This is a genomic window from Lentzea alba (assembly GCF_047445655.1).
In the GTDB taxonomy this organism is placed as follows: Bacteria; Actinomycetota; Actinomycetes; order Mycobacteriales; family Pseudonocardiaceae; genus Lentzea; species Lentzea alba_A.
The window spans coordinates 34,569-57,899 of the sequence record NZ_JAJAEG010000011.1 but is presented as its reverse complement, the minus strand read 5'-3'; the positions used below and the strand labels follow the sequence as shown (position 1 = coordinate 57,899).

Here is a 23,331-nt window from a genome sequence, read left to right as displayed (position 1 = left end):
GATCGACAACCCGGACAGTAATGGCCGAGTCACGATCGAGCTACAGACAATCTGCACAGTCGGGCGAATCAACACGTTGCGATTCGCACAGGCCGCTTCAATTCATCGCCAGTTTGATCCTCCGCCGCGCCACCAACCGCGTGTGGTGCACGTCCAAGCTCGCCCCAAGCCCAGGCCGCCGCTCAAACCGGTCGTAGCTGCGGCTGAGCAGCCAGTGCGCCGCCTCAGCGGTGATCGACTCCAACCGCATCTGGTTGCGCAACCGTTCCAGCGCTTCTTCAACCCGCCGAGTCAGGAACGCGTGCCGCGTGAGGCTCCCACTGATTTCATCGATCATGAAAACCATCGCGTGCGGCTCGTCGTCATACGCATAACTGCACAGCAGTGCCAGATATCCCGCGTCGATGGACCGATCCCCGATCCAACACTCCCCGAACTTCAAGCCTTTGAGATCCCACGGCGGCGCGTCCTGCTCCTTGGCCGCCTCCCCCGCCCACACCCCAGGCCGCCCCGGCAACAGATGCGCGAGCGCCGTCAACAACGCGGCACTACGCCGACTAGGCACCTCCTGCAGGTGCCGGACAACGACCTCCCACAACTCCTCGTTGCCGGCGAACGGCCCCACGAACGCACTGACCTGCAACTCGACCTCGAGCGGGTCCGTCAACTGCGGCAACGGGCGCCCGGCGTCCACCACCGCCTGCTGCATCGGGGTCAGCCTCGTCCGCACGCGCGGGAGGTTAGCCCGATCGGCGCAACACAAACCCTTCCTTGATCCACGCCACCACGCGGATCACCCCATCGTGATCACCACCCGTTACAGGACGCTCCGCAAGCGTTCGAGGACGTGCACGGCGCGGTCGCCGGGAACCAGGCGCGGTTCCGCGATCGAGAACGGCGCTTCAGCACGGACAGATCCCAGCACGTCGGCATAGCGCTTGTCCGTCGTGAGGAAGAGGTCGCAGTCGACGAGATAGGCGCTGTGCTGTTCATCTGCCGGGTTGCCGAGGCCATCGATCTTCTTGGTGAGCTGAAGGGTGCTGACGGCCCAGCGCACCCACTGCCTCGGCAAGGCGTTCAGTTGCACGTCGTCGAGCCAGAACCTGGTGAAGTCGGCGCGATCCGAACGCAAAGCAGCCAGGTCCACATAGGCTCCGACCCAGTCGGCATAGGTCGTGTCCTCTCCGCTGAGTGACGCACGGCCCTTGACCTCCACCAACTCGCGCCAGAACACATCCCGGGAATGCAGACGCCACGGCTCCACCGGTCCGCCGTCCCAGCCGGCCAGATAGCTCTCCGGGGCCTCAGGGGTCGCTGCAGCGGTCAACCCGGTCAGCTTGCCGAACTTGAAGTTCTCCTCCAGGTACGACTTCTTGTTCGCTTTCTGCACGGCAACGATGTGGGCGTGCTTCGGCATCTGTTTCATCGTGTGGTCGTGGAAGGATTGCGAACTCTCAGCCGCCGCTCGCCAGATCTTCTTCATCCAGAACGTGTTGTGCGTTGCCACCATTGCGGTGTCCGGCATCCGGCGCAGCCAGCCCGGCCGGGCTCGGCGAACCTCCGCAACCACCTCGGCCGACTCCGCCTCGGCTTCAGTCCGCAGCCGCCGCCACGGTCCCTTCGCCAACGCGTGAACGATGCGTTGACGCGCCTCTGCTTTGGGGTTCCGAAAGACCTCGACGAGGGTGCTGGGAGCCACCACGACCTCAAGGGAGTGCGACCTCGCCAGTTCAGCGAATCCACCAGCCGCGCCGTCGTCACCGATCGACGACCACAGGTTGGTGTCCAACAGCACTCGCACGTTCCCCACCCCTCGGCCCTCGCGAAAAGTTTGGCCACAAAAATACCGGCTTCGGTACCGGGAACTCGTTACGAAGATCGGCCGCTCGCCGTGTCACCCGAAAGAGCTACATCGACCCGCTACGGTGGGCCACGTGACGAAGTCTCACAGGGTGCCCGCGGACCTGTTCCGCTTCACCACGGCCGAGCGCGCGGAGCTGCACACTGCGGTTTTGCGTGCCTTCGGCGTGGCGAACGAGCACATGGAGACGTCGTTGACCCTCGACGACCTGCAGCTGCGGCTCAGGGACGTCGGTTGGTCCGAGCAGGTGACGGACGACGAGCTGACCGCGTCCGCTAACGCGCTCCGGCAGTGGGGCCTGGTCGAGTGCACGCAGCACCGGTACGGGCTGACGAAACACGGCGAGGCCGCGTACGCCGGCATCCAGCACGCGCTGCACACCCTGACCAGCAGCGGTGCGCTGCAGACCGCGGTGCTCGACGCCATCGCGGATCGCCTCGCCGAGCTGAGCGCGCCGACAGAGCGGGTGTTCGCGGCGCTGATGGAGCTCGAAGGTCACCTGCAAACGCTCCAGACGAACACCGCGCAGTTCAACGCGGACCTGCAGCGGCTCCTCAAACAAGAGCACGACCTCGCCACGTTCCAGGACGTCAAGCGCACGACGATCACGTACCTGCGTGACTTCATCGCGGACCTGGACGCGCGCAAGCATCAGATCCGCGAAGCCGTCGGCAAGGTCCCGGCCACCGTTCACGAGCAGGCCAAAGAACGCGCCGGCCTCTACCAGGACGACGACTGGCTGCGGCAGCGAGCCGAGAGGTGGCAGAACCTCAAGGCGTGGTTCCACGACACGCCGTCGAAGGCCGACGAGCTGCAGGACGTGGCCAGGAAAGCGATCGTCCAACTCCTCCGAGTCCTCGACCGCATCAGCGAGCAACGCCGCAGACCCACCAACACCGCGGCGGACTTCAAGGCGCTGGCGCACTGGTTCGCGAAGACGAGCACCGAGGACGAGGCGCACGAGCTGTTCAACGCCGCGTTCGGCCTCCACCCCGCGCGGCACGCCCACCTCGCGCACGCCGACGGTGAGCTGATCCCGAGCGGCGAGCCGTGGCACAACACGCCGCCGGTCCGACTGTCGCCGCAACTGCGCAAAACCGGCAAGCAGGAGCACATCGGCAGCACCGGCAAGATCCGCAACGTCGACGAGGTGCGGCGGAACCGGCGTGAACAAGCGGAAAGAGAGCGCGAAGAGCTCGAACACGCGTGGGGGCAGATCCAGACCGACGGCCCGGTGCGGATCTCGACGCTGAAAGAACTCGACCACGACACGTTCCACCGGCTGATCGACCTGGTCGGCAGGGCGCTCGGCAGCGATCCGGACAGCACCGGCACGCGCACGGCCGGCACCAGTGACGGGCGCATGCAGATCAACCTGCGCAACGCCCGCGGCTGGGCCACCATCACCACCCAGAAGGGCACGCTGAGCGGGCCCGACTACGTGATCGACGTGCAGAACCGATGAGCCGTACGGGAAACCAGCTCGCACGGCTGGAGAGCGAGGAGGTCGCGCGTGGCGTGCGGTTGCTGCTCGCACGGCCGTTGCTCGCCGCTAAGCACGACCCGGACGGGTTCGACCTCATCCGACGTCGGCGCGAACCGATCGTGAAGTGGTTCGACTACTACTGCGGCTGGCGGGTGCACGTCGAGCCGCGCGCCGGGTACGCGCGCCTCGTCAAGACGACGCAGCAGCCCGACCGCACGCGGCCCGCGCCGGAGTTCGACCGGCGGCGCTACACGTTGCTGTGCCTTGCGTGCGCGGAACTTCTAGCCGCCCCAACGACAACTGCCGAAGCGTTGGCCGACCGCGTCCAGCGAACGGCCGCAACAGAAAACCTTCCGCCGTTCGATCCGAGCCGCCGCAGCGACCGGAACGCGTTCGCGGACGTGTTGCGCTACTTGGAACAACAGGGCGCGATCGAGCACGACGAGGACATCCGCGCCGACCCGGTGATCATCACCCGCCTGCTGGCCGCACCCGTCTCACCATCCACAGTGGACAGCATCGAGGACCTCACGCGGGAGACGCGGTACGAGAACGCGCACCGCAGCCTGTGGCAGCGGCACTCCACGATGCGTCGGCTGATCGACGATCCCGTGGTGTACAAGGAAGATCTCACCGCGGGCCAGCTCGCGTTCCTCAGCTCACCCACCGGGCGCAAGATCGTGCAGACCGGCATCGGGCTGGCCGGCTGCACGTTGGAGGAGCGCGCGGAGGGGTACCTCGTGGTCGACGCCGATGCGATCGCCACGGACACAAGGTTTCCGGACGACGACAGCCACGCGAAGGTCGCCGCGTTGTTGTTGCTCGACCGGTTGGCAGAGGGTCCTGCACGGCATGAGGACCTGGTCGAAGAAGCACGCGAGTTGCTCACGAAGTTCCGGAACTGGGCCAAGGCCTACCAGTCGGACGGTGGCGCGGGCAGGCTCGCGGCGGACGGGATCGCGCTCCTGCAAGCGTTCGGGCTCGCGCGCACGGAGAACGGCACCGTTCGCAGGCTGCCCGCGGCAGCCAGGTACGCGGTGGAGGAGCTGCATGACTGACCGGTGGCAACCCAGCCGCGCCGGCATCATCAACGTCTGGCGCTACTACGACGAGATCTTCACGTTCCACCAGGGAAGACTGCTGCTCAGAGGCCCCAACGGCACGGGCAAGTCCAAGGCGCTCGAACTGCTGCTGCCGTACCTCTTCGACGCGAACCTGCGCCCGCACCGCCTGTCGACGTTCGGCAGCGCGGACCGCACCATGCACTGGAACCTCATGGGCGAGGGCAACCAGGGCAGCACCCGCGTCGGGTACGTGTGGCTGGAGTTCCAGCAGGGCGACGACTGGTTCACGTGCGGCGCCCGGTTGCAGGCGACCACGAACACGTCCAACGTCTCCGCGACGTACTTCACGACGTCGTTGCGCGTCGGCGATCTCGCGCTGGTGAACGAGGCCGGCCGGCCGTTGACCAAGACCGATCTGGTCGAGGCGATCGGCGAACACGGCGTTGTGCACGCCTCACCGACCGATTACCGGCACACGGTCAGGACGACGTTGTTCCCCGGCGTGACCGAGCAACGGTACGACTCGCTGATCACCGCACTATTGCAGCTCCGCACGCCGAAGCTGTCCGAGCGGCTCGACCCGAGCGTGCTGTCGTCGTTGCTGTCCAAGGCACTTCCGCCGCTGGACCAGTCCGATCTCACCGAGATCGCCGAGGGTTTCGAACGGCTCGACCGTCAACGCGAAGAGCTGCGGCGGCTCGACGAAGAGATCACCACCGCCGAACGTCTGGCAGATGTCCAACGCACGTACGCACAACGCGTGTTGGGTGCGGCTGCTCATGTGCTCCAGTCTTCTTCTGAGCAACTCGAAGACCTGACGCGTGCCGCACGGATGAGCGAACGCCGCTACCAGCGCCAGGTCACGTTGACCGACGAGGCGTACGAGCAGCTGCTGGCCCTGGGACGGGAGGCGAGCGCGGTCGACGCCGAGATCTCCGGCATCTCCGACCTGCCCGCCTACCAGGAGGGCAAGCAGCTCGACCTGTTGCGGCAACAGCTTTCCGCCGCCCAGCTCCGTGCGTCGGAGGCCGCCGCGCATGCCGCGAAACTCCGCGCACGAGCCGTTGCGGACGATGAACACGCAACGCACGCCAAGGCCGATGCCGCCGCACGTGCAGACGCGGTCCGACGCTCGGCCGAAGAAGCCCGGGAAGCCGCTGACCTCGCAGGCATGCCGTCCGTGTTCGAGGAGATCGACGCTGGCACGGACGCGCGCGCCGGCCGTGAGTTGCTCTCCGCCGCCGTGGACTCACGCACACAAGAGATCAGCTCGATCATGCGCGCCGTTGCCGTGCACGAGAGGGCGGTCGACGCACGGGACGCCGCGCGCCAACGGCTGGAGGAGACCCGCGAGGAGCTCGAACTCGCCACCGACGCGGAAGTGTCGGCACAGCAAGCGTTCGAGCAAGCATTTGCGAAGTTCGGCGCGGACTTCGAAACGTGGGCTCACGGGTGTACTGAGCTGGTCGTTTCCGAGCCAGGCGCGGTCGTGGAAGCCGCCGCGCTGGCACGCGAGGAGTTCAGCGGCATCGAGGCCCGACTGCACGAGACCCGTGCGTCGCTGAACGGCCAGCTCGCGCAGTACAACTCCATCCGCGAGAAGCTCGCCAATCAGGTCGACGTACCACCACCCGCGCCGTACACCCGTGATGCCGCCTACCGCTCCGCTGCTGTAGGCGCACCGCTCTGGCGGTTGGTCGATTTCCGCCCCGGCACGCCTCCAGCCGTGTGCGCCGCGGTCGAGGCAGCCATGGAAGCATCCGGCCTCCTGGACGCCTGGCTCACGCCGGGCAACTCGTTCGGCCTCTCAGACCAGGACCGCTTCGCCGAACCGCTGCTCGCCACCCCCGCGCCCGGTCGCACGCTCCTCGAAGTGCTCGTCACCGACGACGACCGCTGCCACCGCTTCCTCGAAGGCGTCGCGTTCGGCGAAACGGCGACCGGCCACACCGCCGCGATCGGCGCCGACGGCACGTGGCGGCTGGCCAACGCCCACGGCAGCTGGAACAAGCCCGCACCCACCTACATCGGCGCCGACTCCCGCAAACGCGCGCGGGCGGGCCGGATCGCCGAGCTCACCGGCCTGATCGAACAGCTCGCCACCGACCTGGCCGGCGTGGACGCCGCGTTGTCGCAGATCGCGGTGCGCCGCGCGACTCTGGCCGGTGAGCTGGCCCGGCAACCCTCGACCGAACCCGTCGAGATCGCCGAGGAACACCGCACCAAGGCTCAGTTGCGTTGCGCGGCAAGGAAAGACGCCGTCGCCTCCGCAACCCGTCAGGTGGCCGAGGCCGAAGCGGCGGTCGCGGACGCGCTCCGCCTGGTCAACGGCGACATCCCCACGAACGCGGAAGCCGTTGCCGCGTTCCGCACCGCCGGCCACCGCTGGCTGGACGACCGCCACGACGCCTTTGCGGCAGAAGCGCTTTCGCATGACGCGCTGAACCGGACGTTGTCGAGCGGATCACTCGCCGACGAGGCCGAGGAGACCGCTGCGGCACGCCAGCAGGAGGCCGCCGACCTCGCCATCAAGCTGGAGACCGTCGAACGCGCCGCGGGTTCCGAGTTCCAGGCGCTCGACCAGCAGCTCATCACGTTGCGCGCCAAGGCACTCGAACTGGCCGAGCAACGCGAGACGTTGCAGGACAAGCAAACCTCCCTGGCCCGCATGTTGGGCACGTTGGAGGAGAAGCGCAAGGTGGACGCCTCCCGCGTCGCGGAAGCCACCGTCGCCAAGGAACTCGCCGAAACCAGGCACCGCCACCTCACCGGCGGCCACCTCCCCGCTGACGCCGGCGACCTGCCGGAGGGTGCCGTCGACCCGAGGCTGATCCGCGACGCCGAATCCCGCCTCGGCCTGGCCGTGCACGATGCCCAACAACAACTAGCCGGCCGAATCGACCTCTCTCTCGACCCCGACGACGACGTCACAGTTCTGAGCGCAACCCTCGACGGCACACGCATGGGCGCCACCGCACTGCTGTCCGCGTTGACGGCCGAACGCGACCGCATGCGCACACACATCACCGACGGCGAACGCGACCTCTTCGACCAAACCCTCACCGGCGACACCCGAAGGCACATCGCCCAACGCATCCAGGGCGCCGCCGAACTCGTCGACACGATGAACCAACGCCTGGAACGCGTCCAAACCGCCTCCGGTATCCGCGTGCAGCTCGACTGGCAGGTGGACCCCCAACTGCCACCAGGCACCCGAGAAGCCCGCGACCTGCTGCTGCGCTCGGACCTCGACGACTCCGAACGCGCGCTGCTGCACCAGTTCTTCCGCGAGCGCGTAGAAGAAGCACGCGCGCACGACACCGCATCAGGCTGGGAACAACAACTCGCCCAGGTGCTGGACTACACGACGTGGCACCAGTTCGTGGTGAAGGTCGACCGCGGCGACGGTTGGGTCCCGGTGACCAAACGCGTCCACGGCGCCCTCTCCGGCGGTGAGAAGGCCATCGTGCTGCACCTACCGCTGTTCGCCGCGGCCGCAGCCCACTACCAGGCCACACCCACCGCACCCCGCCTGATCCTGCTGGACGAGGTGTTCGTCGGCGTCGACGCCACCAACCGCGGCCAACTGCTGGAGCTGCTGGTCAACTTCGACCTGGACCTCGTGCTCACGTCGGACCACGAGTGGTGCGACTACCGGGAGCTGACCGGCATCGCGATCCACCAGCTCACCACGGGCACGGACGGAGACGACGCCGTCACGACAGTCCGCTTCACATGGGACGGTCACAGCCTCACGGCTGATGACTGAACAACGCCAGTAGTTCCCGCTGCTCGTCAGTGAGCGGGAACGCCGGGTTGTGCCGCGGATAGATCTCCGCGGCGTCCCACAGGTGAGCGCGCACGCTGGACGCAACACCGATCCGGAGGCCACGCGCCAGTAGCTCGGCCACGACCTTCCCCGCGTCGAAGAGGTAGACGGCGTCGATCACCATCGGCCGCACGTCCGCGGCCACCTCGGGACCGGTCAGCACGAGGTACCGGTCGGGCCCGTCCTCGCGCAGGTCCAGCAGGTTGTCGCGCTGCAGGTACCACCTGATGTTGACGGTCCGCCCGTCCGCGAACCGCCCGTCGACGCTCTTGGCCCCGTGCCGCTCCAGCGCGATGCCGAAGACCTGGGCCGCGATCCAGTCACCGAGGTGCCCCAGTTGCGGCGGCCGCCGGATGCACGCCGCCAGCGCGGCGTCGACGCGGTTGCGGTCCTTGATCAACTCGGCCACCCGCCTCACGTCGTTCACGCACGTCCTCCGGTGAGCTCCCCGAGCAACCCCGCGAACAGGTCCTCGGACACGACCGGAATCCCGTACGAACGAGCCTTGTCCGCCTTCCCCGACATGGAGTCCGGATCGGCCGCGATCACCAGCGCGGTCTTCTTCGTGACCCCGCCCTTCACCGCCAGTCCAGCCGACAACGCCCGTCCCTCCCACACGTCCCGTGGCTCACGCATCTGACCGGTGAAGACGACGAGATCACCCAGCGAAAGCCGCACCGACGGCCGCAGCACGTCGCCCACGTCCACTCCGAGCAGCGACGCGACCAACCGGAGATCGGCTTCCTCGGAGGCCGACACCACCCCGTCCTCCCAGGCGGCCTCGGCCAGAGCGCTGAGGTATCCGCGATGCAGCCCCATCACCTCCGGCAGTCCCAGCCCGAGCGCCGAAGCCACGTCGATCAGCTCCTCCTGCTCCTCCGCCGAAAGATGCCGATCGACCAACGCCCGATCCAGCACGTCGAGGTACTCGTCGCCCTGCGGCGTCTCCACGCGCGGCAGCAACCGCACGAGCTTCGCCAGGAAGTGCTGCTCAGCCACGTGCCCACGACTGCGTTGCACGGCAAAGGCACTGGTCCGCGGCACATCAAGCTGCACCGGCGGAACATCACTCACGCGGTCAAGGCATCGCACGAGCAGACCGGCAGCCGCGCGCGCGTCGTGCAAGGCCGAGTGCGCGGTACCAAGAGGCACACCGGCTGCCGCGCAGCACGCGGCCAACGAGCGTGATGACACGCCCAGAGAACGGCTGAGCTGCATCGTGCACAGCCCCGAAGCCGGGAACGAGTGCCCCAGCCGGGCGAACTCCGCCTGCAGGAACCGCAGGTCGAACGACAGGTTGTGCGCGACGAGCACCCGCCCGGACAGCCGCGCCGCCAGCTCACCGGCGATCCCCGCGAACCGCGGCGCGCGGCGGGCGTCGGAAGCACTGATGCCGTGCACGTGCTGCGCGCCGAGGTCCCGCCCCGGATTGACCAGCGTGCACCACTCGTCGGTCCGGCGCCCGGCCTCGTCGACGTGCACGACGGCCACCTCGATCACCCGGTGGTGGTGACCGGGTGACAGCCCGGTGGTCTCGACGTCGACGACGGCGTAACCGTTGCTCATGCCGGGGCTGTCGTTCGGACCCGTGCTTTCCGTTATCCGCTGTCATCCAGAAGGATTAACGCGAGCTCGCCGCGGGTCGCGATCCCGAGCTTCGCGTAAGCGTTCGACAGGTGGTTGTCGACGGTCCGCACAGAGATCACCAACGACGACGCGATCTCTTTGTTCGTGAGTCCCCGCGCGGCCAGCACGGCGATCTCGCGCTCACGACGAGTCAGCGGCGAAGCCGTCATGAGCGCCGGCGTCCGGGCGCCCTGACACAGCGCGACCAGCCGGCTGAACAACGCCCGGTCCCCCGCCGCCGCGGCGGCCTCCGCCGCGTGCAGCATCATCCCCGCCTCCTCGAACCCCGCGGCCACCGCTACCAACGCCGCAGAATCGTTGCGCACCAACGCCTCCGCGTGCCGGAAGTACAGCGGCACAAGCAACCCCGTGGTCGCCCCAGCAAGCTCCTCAAGCCGCGCAACGGCCTGAGCGGCGTACCCGAGCCGTACGCCCTCGTGCAGCAACACGGCCTCATTGGCGTACTCCCCGCGCGCACGAACGTCCGCGGCAGCGTCGAACGGCGAAGCGCCGCTCACCCAGATCCGCGCGAGCCACCAGGAGTTGCGATAGGGGAACTGCGCGGTCGTCACCAGCAGCTTCTCCGCCTGGGCCAACAGGTCACGACCGTCGTTGCCCAGCAACGCCTCCACGTGAGCGAGCTCGCACAGTTGCACGAACGGGCGGGGTGGCCGGGCCTCGCGCAACAGGCGGCGCGCGTCCTCCAGCCGGCCGCGCATCCGGGCCAGGACACCGAGCGACACCGCCCACGAGGAACGCATGGTGTCCCAGTCGGCCTTCCCCTGATGTGCCTGCAGGGCAAGGCTTTCCGCACCACGCAGGTCGCCGTGCACGGTGAGGACGAACGCCTCGGCGGCCAGGATCACCTCGGTGCTGAGCGGAAGCTCAGGACGTGGGGCAACAGAAGGAAACGGGCCGGCGTACCTGCCCTGTACCGCGTCGATCATCGCGATGATCGCGGCCTCCTCCGGCTCCGAACCGGTGAGCACCGCGCGCGCCTCGTCGTACTTCCCCGCGTCGAACAACAGATTCGCCCGCACGGCGGACATCCCGACCATCGACGCGGCCTCCTCGCTGCGGCCGAGCCCCCAGCCGAGGTTCATCGCGCGCATGGCGATCACACCTTCGGGATCATCGTCCGTGGCCACCGTCGCGAAGACCTCTTCGGCCTCCTCCGGGCGATCGGTGTAGACGAGCACCTCGGCCAGCAGGCGTCCGGCCTCCACACCACCACCGACCGACCATGCGGCACGCGCGAGTCGTTCTGCCAGAACAACACCACCCGTCGCGCACGCCAGACGCGCTGCAGTGAGCAGCAGTGCAGGGTCGTCTGCCGTACCGCTGTCCAGACGCAGCACCGCGACACGTAGTGGGTCATCAAGCACCGAAGCCAGATACCGCTGGTGGTTGCGCTTGCGCAGAGGCGGGCACTGCGCGCGCAACACCTCGCCGTACAACGGATGCGCGAGCCGCAGCCCGTCTTCCGAGACGGTCACCAGACCGTCCAACGCCTCAGAGGCCGCCAGGTCGAGCGGCTCACCGAACGCGAGCAGCTCCAGCACCCTGCGTTCGGAGTCCGGCACCGCGGCCAGGTGCGCCTCGATCAGCTCCACCAACCGCGGCGACAAGGGCACCGGCCCGTTCAACGACCAGATCCCGTCGCGCGACACCCACTGCGCCGCGACGTGCATCTCCCGCAGCAGCAACATGTTTCCCGCGGACGCCGTCCACAGCCGGTCGGCCGAAGCGCTCTCGACGTCGCCACCGAGCACGGTTTCCAGCACCTCGGTCACCGCGGCACGGCCCAACGGCGCCAGCTCGATGCGCGGCAGCAGCTCGTCCTTCCACAGCGACAGCACCGGATCCGGCGCCGGTGTGCCCGAACGGAGCGTCGCCACCACCACGGCCTCGCGGTGCTGCACGAGCATGTGCAACAGAGCCGCCGACGCGTCGTCGAGCAGATGCACGTCGTCCACCACCACAACGCGACCACGCAACGCCTCGCGTGCGGCGTGCAACATGGCCAACGGCGAGGGCTCCACCGACGGCAAGAAGGGCGCCATCACGCCGAGAGGAATGTCGGCCATCGCCGCAGTGGCCCGCAGCCGGACGTCGCACGCCACCTCGTCCAGCAATCGCGTCTTGCCCACACCGGCAGGCCCCGCCACGATCAGCCCGGTGCCGCGCACCGCCCGGCGAACCTCGACGAGCTCGGCGTCCCTCCCCACGAACGGCCACCCCATGCCGCCAGGCTAGGTGATCCCCGCGCGAAAGTTGGGTGATCACCTACTCAGGTCATCGACCTGCGGAAACGCCACGCTGAAGCCATGAGCATCTTCTCGGACCCGACACCGTACTTCGACGAGTGGCGCGCGCAGGGGCCCGCGCTGGTCGAGACCCCGGACGGCCTGAAGTCGTGGATGATCGCCCGCCACGACGACGTCGTGCAGGCCCTCAGCCACCCCGGGCTCAGCAGTGCCGTGATCCCCGGCGGCATGCTGAACCACACGGACCCACCGGAGCACACGCGGCTGCGCAAACCCATCGCGCGTGCGTTCTCCTCACGGCGTATGGAAGCACTACGGCCGCGCATCGAGCAGATCACCAACGACTTGCTCGACGCGTGGGAGACCGAAGACGAGGTGGACGTGATCACCACGTTCGCTTATCCGCTGCCCATCACGGTCATCTGTGAACTCCTGGGTGTGCCCGAAAGGGACAGGAAAGATGTCCAGAAGCTCTCCGCGGAGCTGATGGCCCCGGCGACGATGGCCGAGGCCTACGGCAAGTTCGCGGCCTACGTGCAGGGCCTCCTGGAGACCAAGGAGCCCGGTGACGACGTCATCACCGAGCTCCGCGACGAACCGAACCTCGTGCAGAACCTCGTGTTGCTGATCACAGCAGGACACGAGACGACCGTGCAGCTCATCGGCAGCGGTCTGCTCGCACTGCTGCGCGACCCCGCCATGAAGCAGAGGTTGATCGACGACCCGCTCCTGATCCCGGACGCCGTCGAGGAGCTCCTGCGCCACGACGGGCCGTTCGCGACGGGGCTGAACCGCGTCGCGACCACCGACGTGGTGATCGGAGGGGTAACGATTCCGCAGTCTTCGCTGGTCACCGTCTCACTTGGGGCGGCGAACCGGGATCCGTCCCGGTACTCGGATCCGAACGTGTTGCAGCTGGGTCGAGACCCACACGTCGGGTTCGGGCACGGGATCCACTACTGCGTGGGTGCGCGGCTGGCTCGTATCGAGGGCGAGATCGCGTTCGGAACGCTCCTTCGACGTTTCCCGGAACTCGCGCTCGCCGCTGAGCCCGAGTGGAGGGAGGCATTCATCCGAGGCTTGGCATCATTTCGCGTGCGACCGAAGCCTTGACGGCCGCACGGGCCGCCGACAGGTCGTCGACAGCGTAAATCTCCGGGCAGGAGGCGATGACGAGGTCCTTGTCTGACGCGACAGTCAACAAAGAAACTTTCTCAGTCAACGACTTGGCTTGCCGGACAACTCCCTTGGCATCGACGCGGATCAACGTGACCCACGTCTCTGACCAGGGGAAGTCCGCGACGGCGCTGGATTTACGCAGGCCTTCCACATCGAACTCGGCAAATCTGGGCATGCCTCCAAGATAACGAGTGCAGGTTGCGGAAAGTCAAAGATCACCCTTTCACCGCAATGCCGCCAGCAGATGAGACAGGTTGACACCAACGGCGTCCGCCAACCGGCGCACGACTTCTGGAGCGGGTGCCAACGGGTGGGTCTCACGGGTGAACGGCAAGCCTTCACCACCTGAAAACTTGGATTGCGGGGTAACGGGCGCGAGGATCGGGTAGACCCGCCAGCGGGGGATCTTGGAGTCCGCCATCGCGAGCGTGTTCTCGTGCCACAGCATGATGGCGGACTGCCGGATGTTGCGCGCCAGGACACATCCGTAACCCGTCAGGGTGATCGCGCGCGCGGCCGCCCGAACCGGGTTCCGGAAGTCCCCGTCCACCACCCACACGCCGTTCATGAACTCCGCGGTGAGGCCTTCCGCCTCCAGTGCGGCGATCGTCTCAGCGTGGTCGTCGTCGGCGGCCGCGGTGGCCAGTTCGACGACCTCCTGGACCTCTGAGGCGGTCACGACGCGCGCGCCGGCCTCCGTCGACGCGTGCAGCAAGCGTTCGACGTGCCAGTCCTCCGCGTAGGCCGCCCACTCCTGCGCCTTCTCCCACGCCGAACGCGCGATGACGTCCGCCTCGGAGCCGCCGCGCAGACGAGCGTCCTGCAGCAGCTGCGCGAGCACCACGGCGATGACAGAGCTCAACAGCGCGTCGTCACGTGACTCGTCGTCCTCGGGCACGAGAGTGGCGACCAGGTCACGCAGATCCCCGCGCCAGCTCTCGTCGCCTGCCCACACGCCGATGGCGAGCAGGTTCAGGTAGTGGTCCGCCAGCGCCATGCGCACGAGCAACGGCTGTGTGCCCGCCTCGCGCGCGTCGCGTCGTGCGGTCGCCTTCACCTGCTGCCGTTCCGCGGGATCCACCACGCTCACGCGGATCTTGTCGAGTTCGTCGAGGAAGTCGTCCCACCGGTTCTCCGAAAACCGGGCGAAGACGTCGTCCACCTGTATACCTCCAGCTCACAGTCGAGCGACGGACTCGAGTACTCGTCTGGTGCGCGCCACTTCGTGCGCGCGGAAAACCGCGGCGCCCGCCAACGCCGCGATCGCTGTCGCGACGAGGGTGCCCTCGACGCGCTCGTGCAGTTCCACGCCGAGGGTCTCCCCGACGAAGTCCTTGTTGGACAACGCCATCAGCACCGGCCACCCGGTCGCCACCAGCTCGTCCGTGTGTCGCACCAGCGCCAGGCTGTGCCACGTGTTCTTGCCGAAGTCGTGCGTGGGGTCGATCAGCACGCTCTTGCGCGGCACACCGAGCGCGACCACTCTCTCGGCGTGCGCGGTCGTCTCCGCGATGACGTCCGCCACCAAGTCTGGATACGTCACGCGGTGTGGTCGCGTGCGGGGCCGCACTCCACCTGTGTGCGAGCAGACGTAGCCGGCGCCGTACTCCGCGGCGACCTCGGCGAGCTGCGGGTCCGCACCGGCCCACGTGTCGTTGAGCAGGTCGGCACCGGCCTCGCAGGCGAGCCTGCCGACGTCCGCGCGCCACGTGTCGCTGCTGATGATGAGTTCGGGGTAGGCGGCGCGCACACGTGCGATGAACGGCACGACGCGGCGCACTTCTTCTGAGGAGTCGACCAGGTCGCCGGGGCCCGCCTTCACCCCGCCGATGTCGATGATGTCCGCGCCCTCGTCCACGACCCGGTGGACGGCGTCCATCGCCACGTCCTCGGCGTAGTTGGCGCCCTTGTCGTAGAACGAGTCCGGGGTGCGGTTGATGATCGCCATCACCAGCGCGTGGTCGCGGACGACGGTCCGGCCGCGGAACTGGAGCTCGATCACATCCCGTGTCTACCAGGTGGGTCCCGGCCTTTGCACATGGCGGACGTCTCATACTGCCCAGGTGGAACTGGTTCAGGCGATCGACACGGCGTGGCAGCGGGGCTGGCTGCCCTATGACGTTCGCGAGATCGTGTCGCGTTCGCTCTACGAGACGCACACCTCTCTCGTGGTGGACGCGATCGCTTTGTCCTGTTCGCCGCATGCCGCGTCGACAATCCATCCGCGGTGGCGACGTCAGCTGGACGAGATCGGCGCCTCCGTGTGGTGGGAAGGCCCGCTGCTGGAGGCGTGGGCCACGCGCCACATCGAGACGGCGGACTTCACGTCTCGCATCGCTGCACGGCTGGTGACGTTCCTCCAGCGGTTGCCGACGTTGCCGCGCATCTTGCCGTTGCCGGGCGACGCGTTGACGTCGGCCGTGCGCGCGGGTCTGGACCCGAAGGTGCTCAACCGGGTGCGCGCGCTGCTGGCCAAGGCCGAGTCGACGTCGTTCCCGGAGGAGGCCGAGGCGCTGTCCGGCAAAGCGCAGGAGCTGATGAACCGGTACGCGCTCGAACGGGCGATGCTCGACGCGGACCTGCCGCCGTTGGCGACGTCGCGGCGGGTGTGGCTGGAGAAGAGCTACTTCAAGGAGAAGTCGCAGCTCGTGCACGTGGTGGCCGGTGCGTTCCGGTCGCGGGCGGTCGCCTACGACGGGTTCGGGTTCGTCACGCTGGTGGGTGACGAGGTGGACCTGGAGGGCGTGGAGCTGCTGTCGACGTCGCTGCTGGTGCAGGCGACGCGGGCGATGGTGGCGATCGGCGGGCAGGCGGGGAAGGGCAGCGAGGCGCGTTCACGGCCGTTCCGGAAGGCGTTCCTGGTGGCCTTCGCGACGCGGATCGGTGAGCGGCTTCGTGAGGCACCTGACGTGTCGGACGAGCGGTTGCTGCCGGTGCTCGCGAACCGCAAGAAGGCCGTGGACACGTTGTACGAGCAGATGTTCACGAGGACGCGCAAGTCGAGCGTGACGGTGCGTTCGGCGGCCGGGTGGGGTGCGGGTCGTGCCGCTGCGAACGTCGCCGACATCGGGACCGGTCGAAAGACCGTGACTTCCGGCTAAGCTGACGCCGCCGCCCCGCGACCTAGGGTGGTGCACGTCCATGTTCGGGAAGTCCGTTGTTGTCGCCGCAGTGCTGGCGGTGGCCTTCACTTCTCCCGCTTCCGCATCGTTCTCGCTGCTCAGACCTCTGACGCACGGCAACGGTGACTCCACGACACCGGTCATCAGCGCTGATGGGCGCTATGTCGCGTTCCCCTCACTCGCGTCCGACCTCGTGCGCGGTGATCGCAACGGTGTCTCTGATGTCTTCGTGAAGGACCTTCGCACCGGTGTGGTGCGTGTCGCCTCGCGCGGCGGCGACGGGCCTTCGTTCGATCCGCCGGCTTTGAGTGCTGACGGGCGGTTCGTTGCCTTCGTGTCGTCGGCGACGAATCTGGTCGCCGGTGACACCAACGGCGTTGACGACGTGTTCGTGACGGACATGCGCAGTGGGCGGGTTGAGCGCGTCAGTGGTGGCAACGGTCCTGCGTTCGGGAGTCCGGTGTTGAGCGCCGACGGGCGTTATGTGGCGTTTCGGTCTGAGGCGTCGACGTTGGTGGAGGGCGACACCAACGGTGTGGCGGACGTGTTCCTCGCGGATCGTTCGTCTGGTGCCGTGACGCGGATCAGCACTTCGGCCTCCGGTGCGCAGGGCGACAAGCTGGTGCACCACGGGCTCGCGATGAGTGCTGACGGACGGCTCGTCGTGTTCCCCTCCGCCGCCACGAACCTGGTGCCCGATGACACCAACGGCAGCGTGGACATGTTCGTGAAGAACGTCGTTTCCGGTGCGGTGGAACGGGTCAACGTCTCTGCTTCTGGCACGCAGACGTCTTCCTACACGCTGATGCCCGCCATCACGGCAGACGGCTCACGCGTGTTTTTTGTGGCGTGGGGCGACACTCTTGTTCCAGGTGACACCGAGGACACTCCTGACATCTTCGTGAAAGACTTGCGCACCAAGGCGATCGCTCGCGTGAACACACGTCCTGACGGGACGGTGTCGGACGCGCAGCCCTACCAGCCGTCGGTGAGCGCGGACGGCCGCTACGTCGTCTTCTCGTCGCTGGCGTCGAACCTGGTGCGCCGCGACACCAACAACGTGGACGACGTGTTCCTGAAGGACCTGGTCTCCGGTTCCGTCGTGCGCTTGAGCGAGCGATTCGGCAAGCAGGGCAACAACTTCTCCGTGGCCCCGACGATCAGCGCGGACGGCCGCCGCGTGGTGTTCGCGACGCTGGCCACGAACCTCTCGCACGGGTCCCCGTCCATCCCTTCGAGTGAACTCCTCCTTCACAAAGGCATCTGAAGGGGTCTCCCGCTGAAAACCGTCAGACCCCCTCCCTAACGTCACCCCCATGACATCCACCTTCCACAACGAGATGAAGCTCGGCGAGGTCACCTACCGGCTGAGCGCGACCACGGACTCGGACGAGTCCCTGACGCTGGACCTGCTGGGATCGCTGGACTCGGGAGAGGTCATCGCGGACGGCCGCCTTCGACTGCCGGTCGAAGGCGGCGCCACGATCGGCAAGCTCCTGTCCCGCGTCCTGTCCGCCCACACCCGCCTGCGCACCCGCCCGAGCCGCCACGCGAACGCCAACCAACCCTGGACCGAACCCCTCGACACCACCCTGCGCACCGCCTGGCTGACCCCGACCGAGGACACGGCAGCCAAACGCATCCGAACCCTGGCCGACGACATGCAACGCTCCCCCACCGCCATCCGGGCCCGCCTGCCCAGGGTGGGCTGCGACCCGGACATCCCGGGCCGCGAACTCTCCGAGGTGGCCGCCGCCCTGCTAGGGGGAAAGTCAGGGCCCACTCAGGGAAGAACCTGATTCGCCACACCCCCGCACGCAGGACCCTGGAGTAGCAGCAACCAGAGTCTCAGGGGGTAAACCGTGGAAATCGGCGGCCTTTTCACCGCACTGCTCTTCGGAGCCGTCATCGGCGGCCTGGGCCGCCTGGTGGTCCCGGGCAGGCAACACGTCTCACTGCTCGCAACAATCCTCGTGGGCACAGTCGCCGCTCTGCTGGGCACCGCAGCGGCCACAGTCCTGGGCGTGGCCAACACCCCGGGCATCGACTGGATCGAACTGGCCCTCCAAGTAGGCCTGGCCGGCGCCGGCGTAACCCTCCTGGCCAACCGCGCCAAGCCCAAACTCCCCCGCTGACCCCGGCACGGCCCCACCCGGCCACGCCCCACCCCGGCCGCAGACCCGAGCCGCCACGCCCGCCGTGCCATCCGAGCCCGGCCCGCACGGCAACCAACGGGTCCCGGCCCTCCCACCCCTGGCCCAACCCCGAGCCGCCTGCCCTCCGCCGCCCCAACGCGCCCGGACCGCAGCGCCCCAACGGATGCCCCGGCCACCTCAACCCGCGAGCGGCTCTCACCCACCCGTCGCGCGGCCCACGCTGGGCTCCCAACGCCCGCCGTCGCCGCGCCCGCTGGACTGAGCCGCCTACACGAGCGCACCCAAACCTTTTCGTTCCAACGGATCCCGGCGAAGGACGTTGCCGGACCTCGCCACCCGAATGACTCAAACCTGCGAGCAGCAAGCGACGACGTCCCGACGAAGCACCCAGCAACCCGACATGGCCATCCCCCAACACGTCGGGGCTCGATCGCCCCCAGGCTCCACCCGACAACCATCACCACGGCCAACCCGACGACAGCCCGCCGAAGGCCCCCACGCCAAGACCGAACTCCCCGCCAACCCCCAGCCACCTTGGGCGTGCCCAGCACCCACAAAGCGCGATGTCACCATGTCGACATGACGGAACGCCGCCGCACCGTGCTGGAAGGAACCCGAACCCGCCGCATCCGGAACCCGAACGACAGCCAAATCGAGGCAGCCGTCCTCAACCTGGCGCGAGAAAGCGCCGTGGTCCACTCGGAAACCACCGACGACCACACCTACATCCAAGTGTGGCAACGCCTCGACGGCCTCTACCAACTGGAGCACCGCGCCGGCTCCCCAGCCGAGCACTACCAGACGATGACGGTGTCAGCAGACAAGGTCCACACAGCCTTCATCGCCTGGCGGAACCACGACGAACACTGGACCGACCCCTTCACCTGGAAGCCGATCGGCCACCTGCTCTAGTCGGAAGGAGGCTGCAACGACAGATAAGCCGGCCGCAACAGATCCACGAGCTGCGCCCGCCCCACCGTGATCGGCACCGAGTCGAGCTGGTCGAGCACCGCATCCGCCCGCACCGAAGCAGTCGGATCCCCGAGGTTCAAACTGGAAACGGTCTGCCGCTGCCAGAACGTGTCCAGGCACCGAGTCAACGGCGCAGCCTCCTCCCGAGCACGGGCAGCCACCGCCCCCGCGGTACCGCGCAACATCCGAAGACGCTCAAGCAGATCCTCACGACTGCGACCACGCCAAGCCAAGATCTCGAACGGGTCGCTGTCGAACGACTCGGCGAGCAGGTAACAGGTGGCGGCGAGGTGTTTGCACGGCACCTCCCAGTCCGGGCAGGTGCAGTCCATCGTCAGCTCACGCGAGGAGGCCGGGAACAGCTGCAGCCCAAGGGAAGCGAACAGGGTCTCGATGTCCGGAGGCATCTCGCCGGCCAGCAACTTGGCCGCGTACAAGGCTTTGCCGGCCAGCGCGTGTTCGATGCGCTGCCACTCCGGCGTGGTGAACGCCTTGATCGCGACGCGCGTCTTGTACGGCGTGGGTCGCGAGCCCTGGACCAGAGCGATGGCCATGCTCGTCGACAGCGACAAGGACAGGACCTGGCCCTGGCGCGCGTAGTTGCGGCCGCGGGTCAGGCGGCCGCCCATGCCGAACGACTCGAGCACCTCGATGAAGCGGCGCGACCACCAGGTGGCGCCGATGTCGCCGCGTTTGCTGACCGCTTTGAGGCCGTTCTCGACCTTGATGGTCTTGCCGAAGCCGGAACCGGAACGGGGGCGTTCGCCGGACCAGTGCTCACTCACCGATGGCCTCCCCGGACAAAGTCAGCAGGTCGCGCAGTGCGGACGTGGACAGCTCGGTGAGCCAGTTCTCGCCGGCGCCCACCACCAGCTGGGCCAGGGCGCGCTTCTCCTCGATCATGGTGTCGATGCGTTCCTCCAGCGTGCCGATGCACACGAACTTGCGCACCTGCACGTTGCGGCGCTGGCCGATGCGGAACGCGCGGTCGGTCGCCTGGTCCTCGACCGCGGGGTTCCACCAGCGGTCCAGGTGGATCACGTGGTTGGCGGCGGTCAGGTTGAGGCCGGTGCCGCCTGCCTTCAGGGACAACAGGAACAGCGACGGGCCCCGCTGATCCTGGAAGCGTTCGACCATGCGGTCGCGGGAGGCCTTGTTCGTGCCGCCGTGCAGGAACATCACCTCGGTGTCGAAGCGCGCGGCCAGGTAAGGCACGAGCATGCTGCCGAACTCGGTGAACTGCGTGAAGCACAACGCTTTGTCGCCCTCGGCGAGCACTTCCTCCAGCACCTCTTCGAGGCGCGCGAGCTTGCCGGAGCGGCCGGCGACGCGGGAACCGTCGCCGAGGAAGTGCGCCGGGTGGTTGCAGACCTGCTTGAGCTTGGACATGGTCGCGAGCACCAAACCCTTGCGCGCGATGCCTTCCGACTCCTCGATCTTCTCCAGCATGTCGTTGACGACGGCCTGGTACAGCGAGGCCTGCTCGGTGGTGAGGTTGCACAGCTGGCGCATCTCGACCTTGTCCGGCAGGTCGCTGATGATGCGCGGGTCGGTCTTCACGCGCCGCAGCACGAACGGGTTCGTGATCTTGCGCAGGCGCGCGGCGGCCTCCTGGTCGTTGTGGCGTTCGACGGGGACGGCGTAGCGGGCGCGGAACGTGTTGATCGTGCCGAGCACGCCGGGGTTGGCGAAGTCCATGATCGACCACAGCTCGGCCAGGCGGTTCTCCACCGGGGTGCCGGTCAGCGCGACGCGGTGGCGCGCCTTGAGCTGGCGCACGGCCTGGGACTGGCGGGTCGCGCTGTTCTTGATGTTCTGCGCCTCGTCGAGCACCACGCGGTCCCAGGTGAGGTCGTTCAACGCGTCGGCGTCGCGGCCGGCCAGCGCGTAGGTCGTGAGCACCAGGTCGTGGCTCTCGACGGCCTCACGCAACGCGTCGCCGTCGAGGCGGTCCGCGCCGTGGTGCACGTGCACCGAGAGTTCCGGGGTGAAGCGGGCCGCCTCGCGCTGCCAGTTGCCGACCACCGACATCGGGCAGATCAGCAACGTCGGCGGGCGCTTGCCGTGCGCGCGGTTCAGCGCTTCGAGGGCCAGCAGCTGAACGGTCTTGCCGAGACCCATGTCGTCGGCAAGGCAGGCGCCCAGGCCGATCTTGTCGAGGAACGCCAGCCAGGCCAGACCGCGCTGCTGGTACGGGCGCAGCAACGCGCCGAAGTTCTCCGGCGGTTCAACGGGTTCGAGCTGCTCGTCCGCCTTGCCGGACAACAGGTCCCCGAGCCAGCCGTCGGCCTCGACCGAGGTCAGCGGGAGCGGGAGGCTCTCGTCCTCCTCGGTGAGTCCACTGTGGAGCATCACCTCGGCCGCGGTCATCTGGCCGCCACCCCGCTTGAGGAACGCGAGCCCGGCGGCGAGCCGCTTCTGGTCGACCTGAACCCACTGACCGCGCACCTTGACCAGCGGCACCTTCGCCCTGGCGAGTTCGGCCAGCTCGGCGTCGGTGAGCGCGTCCTCACCGAGAGCGAGCTCCCACTTGTAGTCCACAATGGACTTCAAGCCGATCTCGCTCTCCTTCGCGACGGTCCCGGCCGTGCCGCGGCTCTTCGTGTTGAGCTTCAGCCCCAGCTTCACCCGCTGCTGCCACCACGACGGCAGCAGCACGCCGAAACCGGCCTGTGCCAGCACGGGTGCCGCAGTCAGGAACCGGTACGCGCCCTCCGCGTCGACCTCCATCTCGGCGGGGTGGCTGCCGCGCAACGCCTCGTCGAGGTCGGGGTGCAGCCGGCTCGCCCGCCCGAGGTCGGCCAGCAGGTGTTCCTGCGGTGCCGGGATCCAACGCCGCAACACGCCGTCGTCCGCGAACCACACCTGGTGCGCGGGCACCAGCACGCTCGGCTCGTCGACGGCCTGCAGCAGGAACTCGACGGCCCACTCGTCCTCGTCGCGCTGCTCGGGCGAACGCAACCGGAAGCACGTGCGCACCGGGCTCTCGTTGCCCGCGCTCTGCCGCCACCGGTCCAACTGCTCGCGCAGCTCGTAGAGCTCCACCGGGTCCGCGTCGAACGCCGGCTCACCGGTCAGCGCGGCCAGCCAAGCCTCCGCGGTCGTCCCGCGCCCCCGTGCTGCAGGCGCGAGCGCCATGCCGTTCAGCCGCGCGCGCACGTGCTCGTCGACCGCGGTCGTGAGTGACTCGCGCACCAGCTCCGCGGGATCGCCGGCGATCTCCTCGCACCTGCAGGCAGGAGGCATCGCGGCCTGCAGCGCCGCGAACCGCGCCGAGTCCGTTCCGGACAACACCGGCACCCACCGCGCGACGGCCTGATCCGGCGCGACCGCCGGCAACACCCGCCCGCGGTCGACGAGATCGGCGGCGAACCCCGCCACGTCGAACACGAACCGCGCGGAGTCGCTCAGCCGCACCTCGGCGCCGAACTCCGGCCTGGTGGTGAAGCTGATCGTGGGCACGCCCCACTGCCGCAGCTGCACCTTGCCGCGTTGCGCCCGCCCCGCCGCCAGCGGATCGCGGACCAGCTCCGGCGACGCCATCGGCCCCGAGGCGAACGACGGCAGCAGCAACCCGCGCACGACCGGTTTCAAGGCTTCGAGACCGAGCGCGGCCGCCAGCGATTCAGCCGTCGCCGCGAACGGGTGCGGGGCGTCCCGCCGCGCGCTCTCACTGCGTACCGGCAGCCCGGAGTCTTCGGCCCACAGCGCCAGAACGCCGTCGGTCGAGCACAGGCCATGCAGTACGAGCACCTTTGAACCCTATGTG

Annotated in this window: 19 protein-coding genes; 9 read left to right on the top strand and 10 right to left on the bottom strand. The window is 68.1% G+C overall.

Annotation, left to right across the window (positions count from 1 at the left end):
• Positions 1-97 precede the first annotated feature (97 nt).
• Both LFM09_RS19485 and LFM09_RS19480 read right to left on the bottom strand, forming a co-directional pair.
• Complete coding sequence (locus LFM09_RS19485; RefSeq protein ID WP_414097910.1) at positions 98-730, bottom strand: hypothetical protein; 633 nt, start codon at positions 728-730, stop codon at positions 98-100.
• Positions 731-817: 87 nt separating this feature from the next.
• On the bottom strand, positions 818-1,801 hold the full coding sequence (locus LFM09_RS19480) for a hypothetical protein (RefSeq protein ID WP_414097909.1): 984 nt from the start codon (positions 1,799-1,801) through the stop codon (positions 818-820).
• 133 nt (positions 1,802-1,934) lie between these two features.
• Here LFM09_RS19480 and LFM09_RS19475 point away from each other — a divergent pair, with 133 nt between their 5' ends.
• The 3 genes from LFM09_RS19475 to LFM09_RS19465 are packed head-to-tail and all read left to right on the top strand — an operon-like array spanning position 1,935 to position 8,180.
• Positions 1,935-3,326: a TIGR02677 family protein gene (locus tag LFM09_RS19475; protein WP_414097908.1), complete on the top strand. Its 1,392-nt coding sequence runs from the start codon at positions 1,935-1,937 to the stop codon at positions 3,324-3,326.
• Positions 3,323-4,405 (top strand): TIGR02678 family protein, encoded by a 1,083-nt coding sequence (locus LFM09_RS19470; RefSeq protein WP_414097907.1) that lies wholly within the window; start codon positions 3,323-3,325, stop codon positions 4,403-4,405. The genes LFM09_RS19475 and LFM09_RS19470 overlap by 4 nt, the downstream gene beginning before the upstream one ends.
• On the top strand, positions 4,398-8,180 hold the full coding sequence (locus LFM09_RS19465) for an SbcC/MukB-like Walker B domain-containing protein (protein WP_414097906.1): 3,783 nt from the start codon (positions 4,398-4,400) through the stop codon (positions 8,178-8,180). Before LFM09_RS19470 ends, LFM09_RS19465 begins: the two co-directional genes overlap by 8 nt.
• Here the strand turns inward: LFM09_RS19465 and LFM09_RS19460 are convergent.
• The 3 genes from LFM09_RS19460 to LFM09_RS19450 are packed head-to-tail and all read right to left on the bottom strand — an operon-like array spanning position 8,164 to position 12,109.
• The gene (locus LFM09_RS19460; protein WP_414097905.1) at positions 8,164-8,667 is read right to left on the bottom strand and encodes a hypothetical protein; all 504 of its coding nucleotides are present in this window, start codon (positions 8,665-8,667) and stop codon (positions 8,164-8,166) included. The two genes, LFM09_RS19465 and LFM09_RS19460, sit on opposite strands and share 17 nt — an antisense overlap.
• A complete protein-coding gene (locus LFM09_RS19455; RefSeq protein WP_414097904.1) occupies positions 8,664-9,806 on the bottom strand; it encodes an exonuclease domain-containing protein in 1,143 nt (380 codons plus the stop codon). Before LFM09_RS19455 ends, LFM09_RS19460 begins: the two co-directional genes overlap by 4 nt.
• Positions 9,807-9,838: 32 nt before the next feature.
• Positions 9,839-12,109 (bottom strand): LuxR C-terminal-related transcriptional regulator, encoded by a 2,271-nt coding sequence (locus LFM09_RS19450; protein ID WP_414097903.1) that lies wholly within the window; start codon positions 12,107-12,109, stop codon positions 9,839-9,841.
• 84 nt (positions 12,110-12,193) lie between these two features.
• Between LFM09_RS19450 and LFM09_RS19445 the strand changes: the two genes are divergently transcribed.
• Positions 12,194-13,246, top strand: a complete 1,053-nt coding sequence (locus LFM09_RS19445) for a cytochrome P450 family protein (RefSeq protein ID WP_414097902.1) — start codon at positions 12,194-12,196, stop codon at positions 13,244-13,246.
• Here the strand turns inward: LFM09_RS19445 and LFM09_RS19440 are convergent.
• From LFM09_RS19440 to folP, 3 genes are read right to left on the bottom strand one after another with little or no spacing between them, the layout of a single operon-like run.
• Positions 13,203-13,487: a hypothetical protein gene (locus LFM09_RS19440; protein ID WP_089922056.1), complete on the bottom strand. Its 285-nt coding sequence runs from the start codon at positions 13,485-13,487 to the stop codon at positions 13,203-13,205. The two genes, LFM09_RS19445 and LFM09_RS19440, sit on opposite strands and share 44 nt — an antisense overlap.
• A 48-nt stretch (positions 13,488-13,535) precedes the next feature.
• Positions 13,536-14,474: a hypothetical protein gene (locus tag LFM09_RS19435; RefSeq protein ID WP_414097901.1), complete on the bottom strand. Its 939-nt coding sequence runs from the start codon at positions 14,472-14,474 to the stop codon at positions 13,536-13,538.
• 15 nt (positions 14,475-14,489) lie between these two features.
• Complete coding sequence (gene folP, locus LFM09_RS19430; RefSeq protein WP_414097900.1) at positions 14,490-15,314, bottom strand: dihydropteroate synthase; 825 nt, start codon at positions 15,312-15,314, stop codon at positions 14,490-14,492.
• A gap of 61 nt (positions 15,315-15,375) precedes the next feature.
• Here folP and LFM09_RS19425 point away from each other — a divergent pair, with 61 nt between their 5' ends.
• The 5 genes from LFM09_RS19425 to LFM09_RS19405 all read left to right on the top strand — a co-directional run bounded on the left by LFM09_RS19425 (position 15,376) and on the right by LFM09_RS19405 (position 19,502).
• Positions 15,376-16,413: a DUF2786 domain-containing protein gene (locus tag LFM09_RS19425; protein WP_414097899.1), complete on the top strand. Its 1,038-nt coding sequence runs from the start codon at positions 15,376-15,378 to the stop codon at positions 16,411-16,413.
• A gap of 40 nt (positions 16,414-16,453) precedes the next feature.
• Positions 16,454-17,701, top strand: coding sequence for a TolB family protein (locus LFM09_RS19420; RefSeq protein WP_414097898.1), 1,248 nt, complete (start codon positions 16,454-16,456; stop codon positions 17,699-17,701).
• Between the two features lie 49 nt (positions 17,702-17,750).
• Entirely contained in the window at positions 17,751-18,233 is a 483-nt protein-coding gene (locus LFM09_RS19415) for a hypothetical protein (RefSeq protein WP_414097897.1), read from the top strand.
• A gap of 63 nt (positions 18,234-18,296) precedes the next feature.
• A complete protein-coding gene (locus LFM09_RS19410) occupies positions 18,297-18,569 on the top strand; it encodes a GlsB/YeaQ/YmgE family stress response membrane protein (RefSeq protein ID WP_414097896.1) in 273 nt (90 codons plus the stop codon).
• A 600-nt stretch (positions 18,570-19,169) separates the two neighbouring features.
• Positions 19,170-19,502 carry a hypothetical protein gene (locus LFM09_RS19405; RefSeq protein WP_414097895.1) on the top strand — a complete coding sequence of 111 codons (333 nt, stop codon included), beginning with the start codon at positions 19,170-19,172 and terminating at the stop codon, positions 19,500-19,502.
• Here the strand turns inward: LFM09_RS19405 and LFM09_RS19400 are convergent.
• Both LFM09_RS19400 and LFM09_RS19395 read right to left on the bottom strand, forming a co-directional pair.
• Entirely contained in the window at positions 19,499-20,347 is an 849-nt protein-coding gene (locus LFM09_RS19400) for an SWIM zinc finger family protein (RefSeq protein WP_414097894.1), read from the bottom strand. The two genes, LFM09_RS19405 and LFM09_RS19400, sit on opposite strands and share 4 nt — an antisense overlap.
• Complete coding sequence (locus tag LFM09_RS19395) at positions 20,340-23,315, bottom strand: DEAD/DEAH box helicase (protein ID WP_414097893.1); 2,976 nt, start codon at positions 23,313-23,315, stop codon at positions 20,340-20,342. The genes LFM09_RS19400 and LFM09_RS19395 overlap by 8 nt, the downstream gene beginning before the upstream one ends.
• Positions 23,316-23,331 lie beyond the last annotated feature (16 nt).

Coding starts and splice junctions, on each gene's coding strand:
- LFM09_RS19470 (WP_414097907.1), top strand. CDS start 3,323: ATGAGCCGTACGGGAAACCAGCTCGCACGGCTGGAGAGCGAGGAGGTC.
- LFM09_RS19465 (WP_414097906.1), top strand. CDS start 4,398: ATGACTGACCGGTGGCAACCCAGCCGCGCCGGCATCATCAACGTCTGG.
- LFM09_RS19455 (WP_414097904.1), bottom strand. CDS start 9,806: ATGAGCAACGGTTACGCCGTCGTCGACGTCGAGACCACCGGGCTGTCA.
- LFM09_RS19450 (WP_414097903.1), bottom strand. CDS start 12,109: ATGGGGTGGCCGTTCGTGGGGAGGGACGCCGAGCTCGTCGAGGTTCGC.
- LFM09_RS19445 (WP_414097902.1), top strand. CDS start 12,194: ATGAGCATCTTCTCGGACCCGACACCGTACTTCGACGAGTGGCGCGCG.
- LFM09_RS19440 (WP_089922056.1), bottom strand. CDS start 13,487: ATGCCCAGATTTGCCGAGTTCGATGTGGAAGGCCTGCGTAAATCCAGC.
- LFM09_RS19420 (WP_414097898.1), top strand. CDS start 16,454: ATGTTCGGGAAGTCCGTTGTTGTCGCCGCAGTGCTGGCGGTGGCCTTC.
- LFM09_RS19415 (WP_414097897.1), top strand. CDS start 17,751: ATGACATCCACCTTCCACAACGAGATGAAGCTCGGCGAGGTCACCTAC.
- LFM09_RS19405 (WP_414097895.1), top strand. CDS start 19,170: ATGACGGAACGCCGCCGCACCGTGCTGGAAGGAACCCGAACCCGCCGC.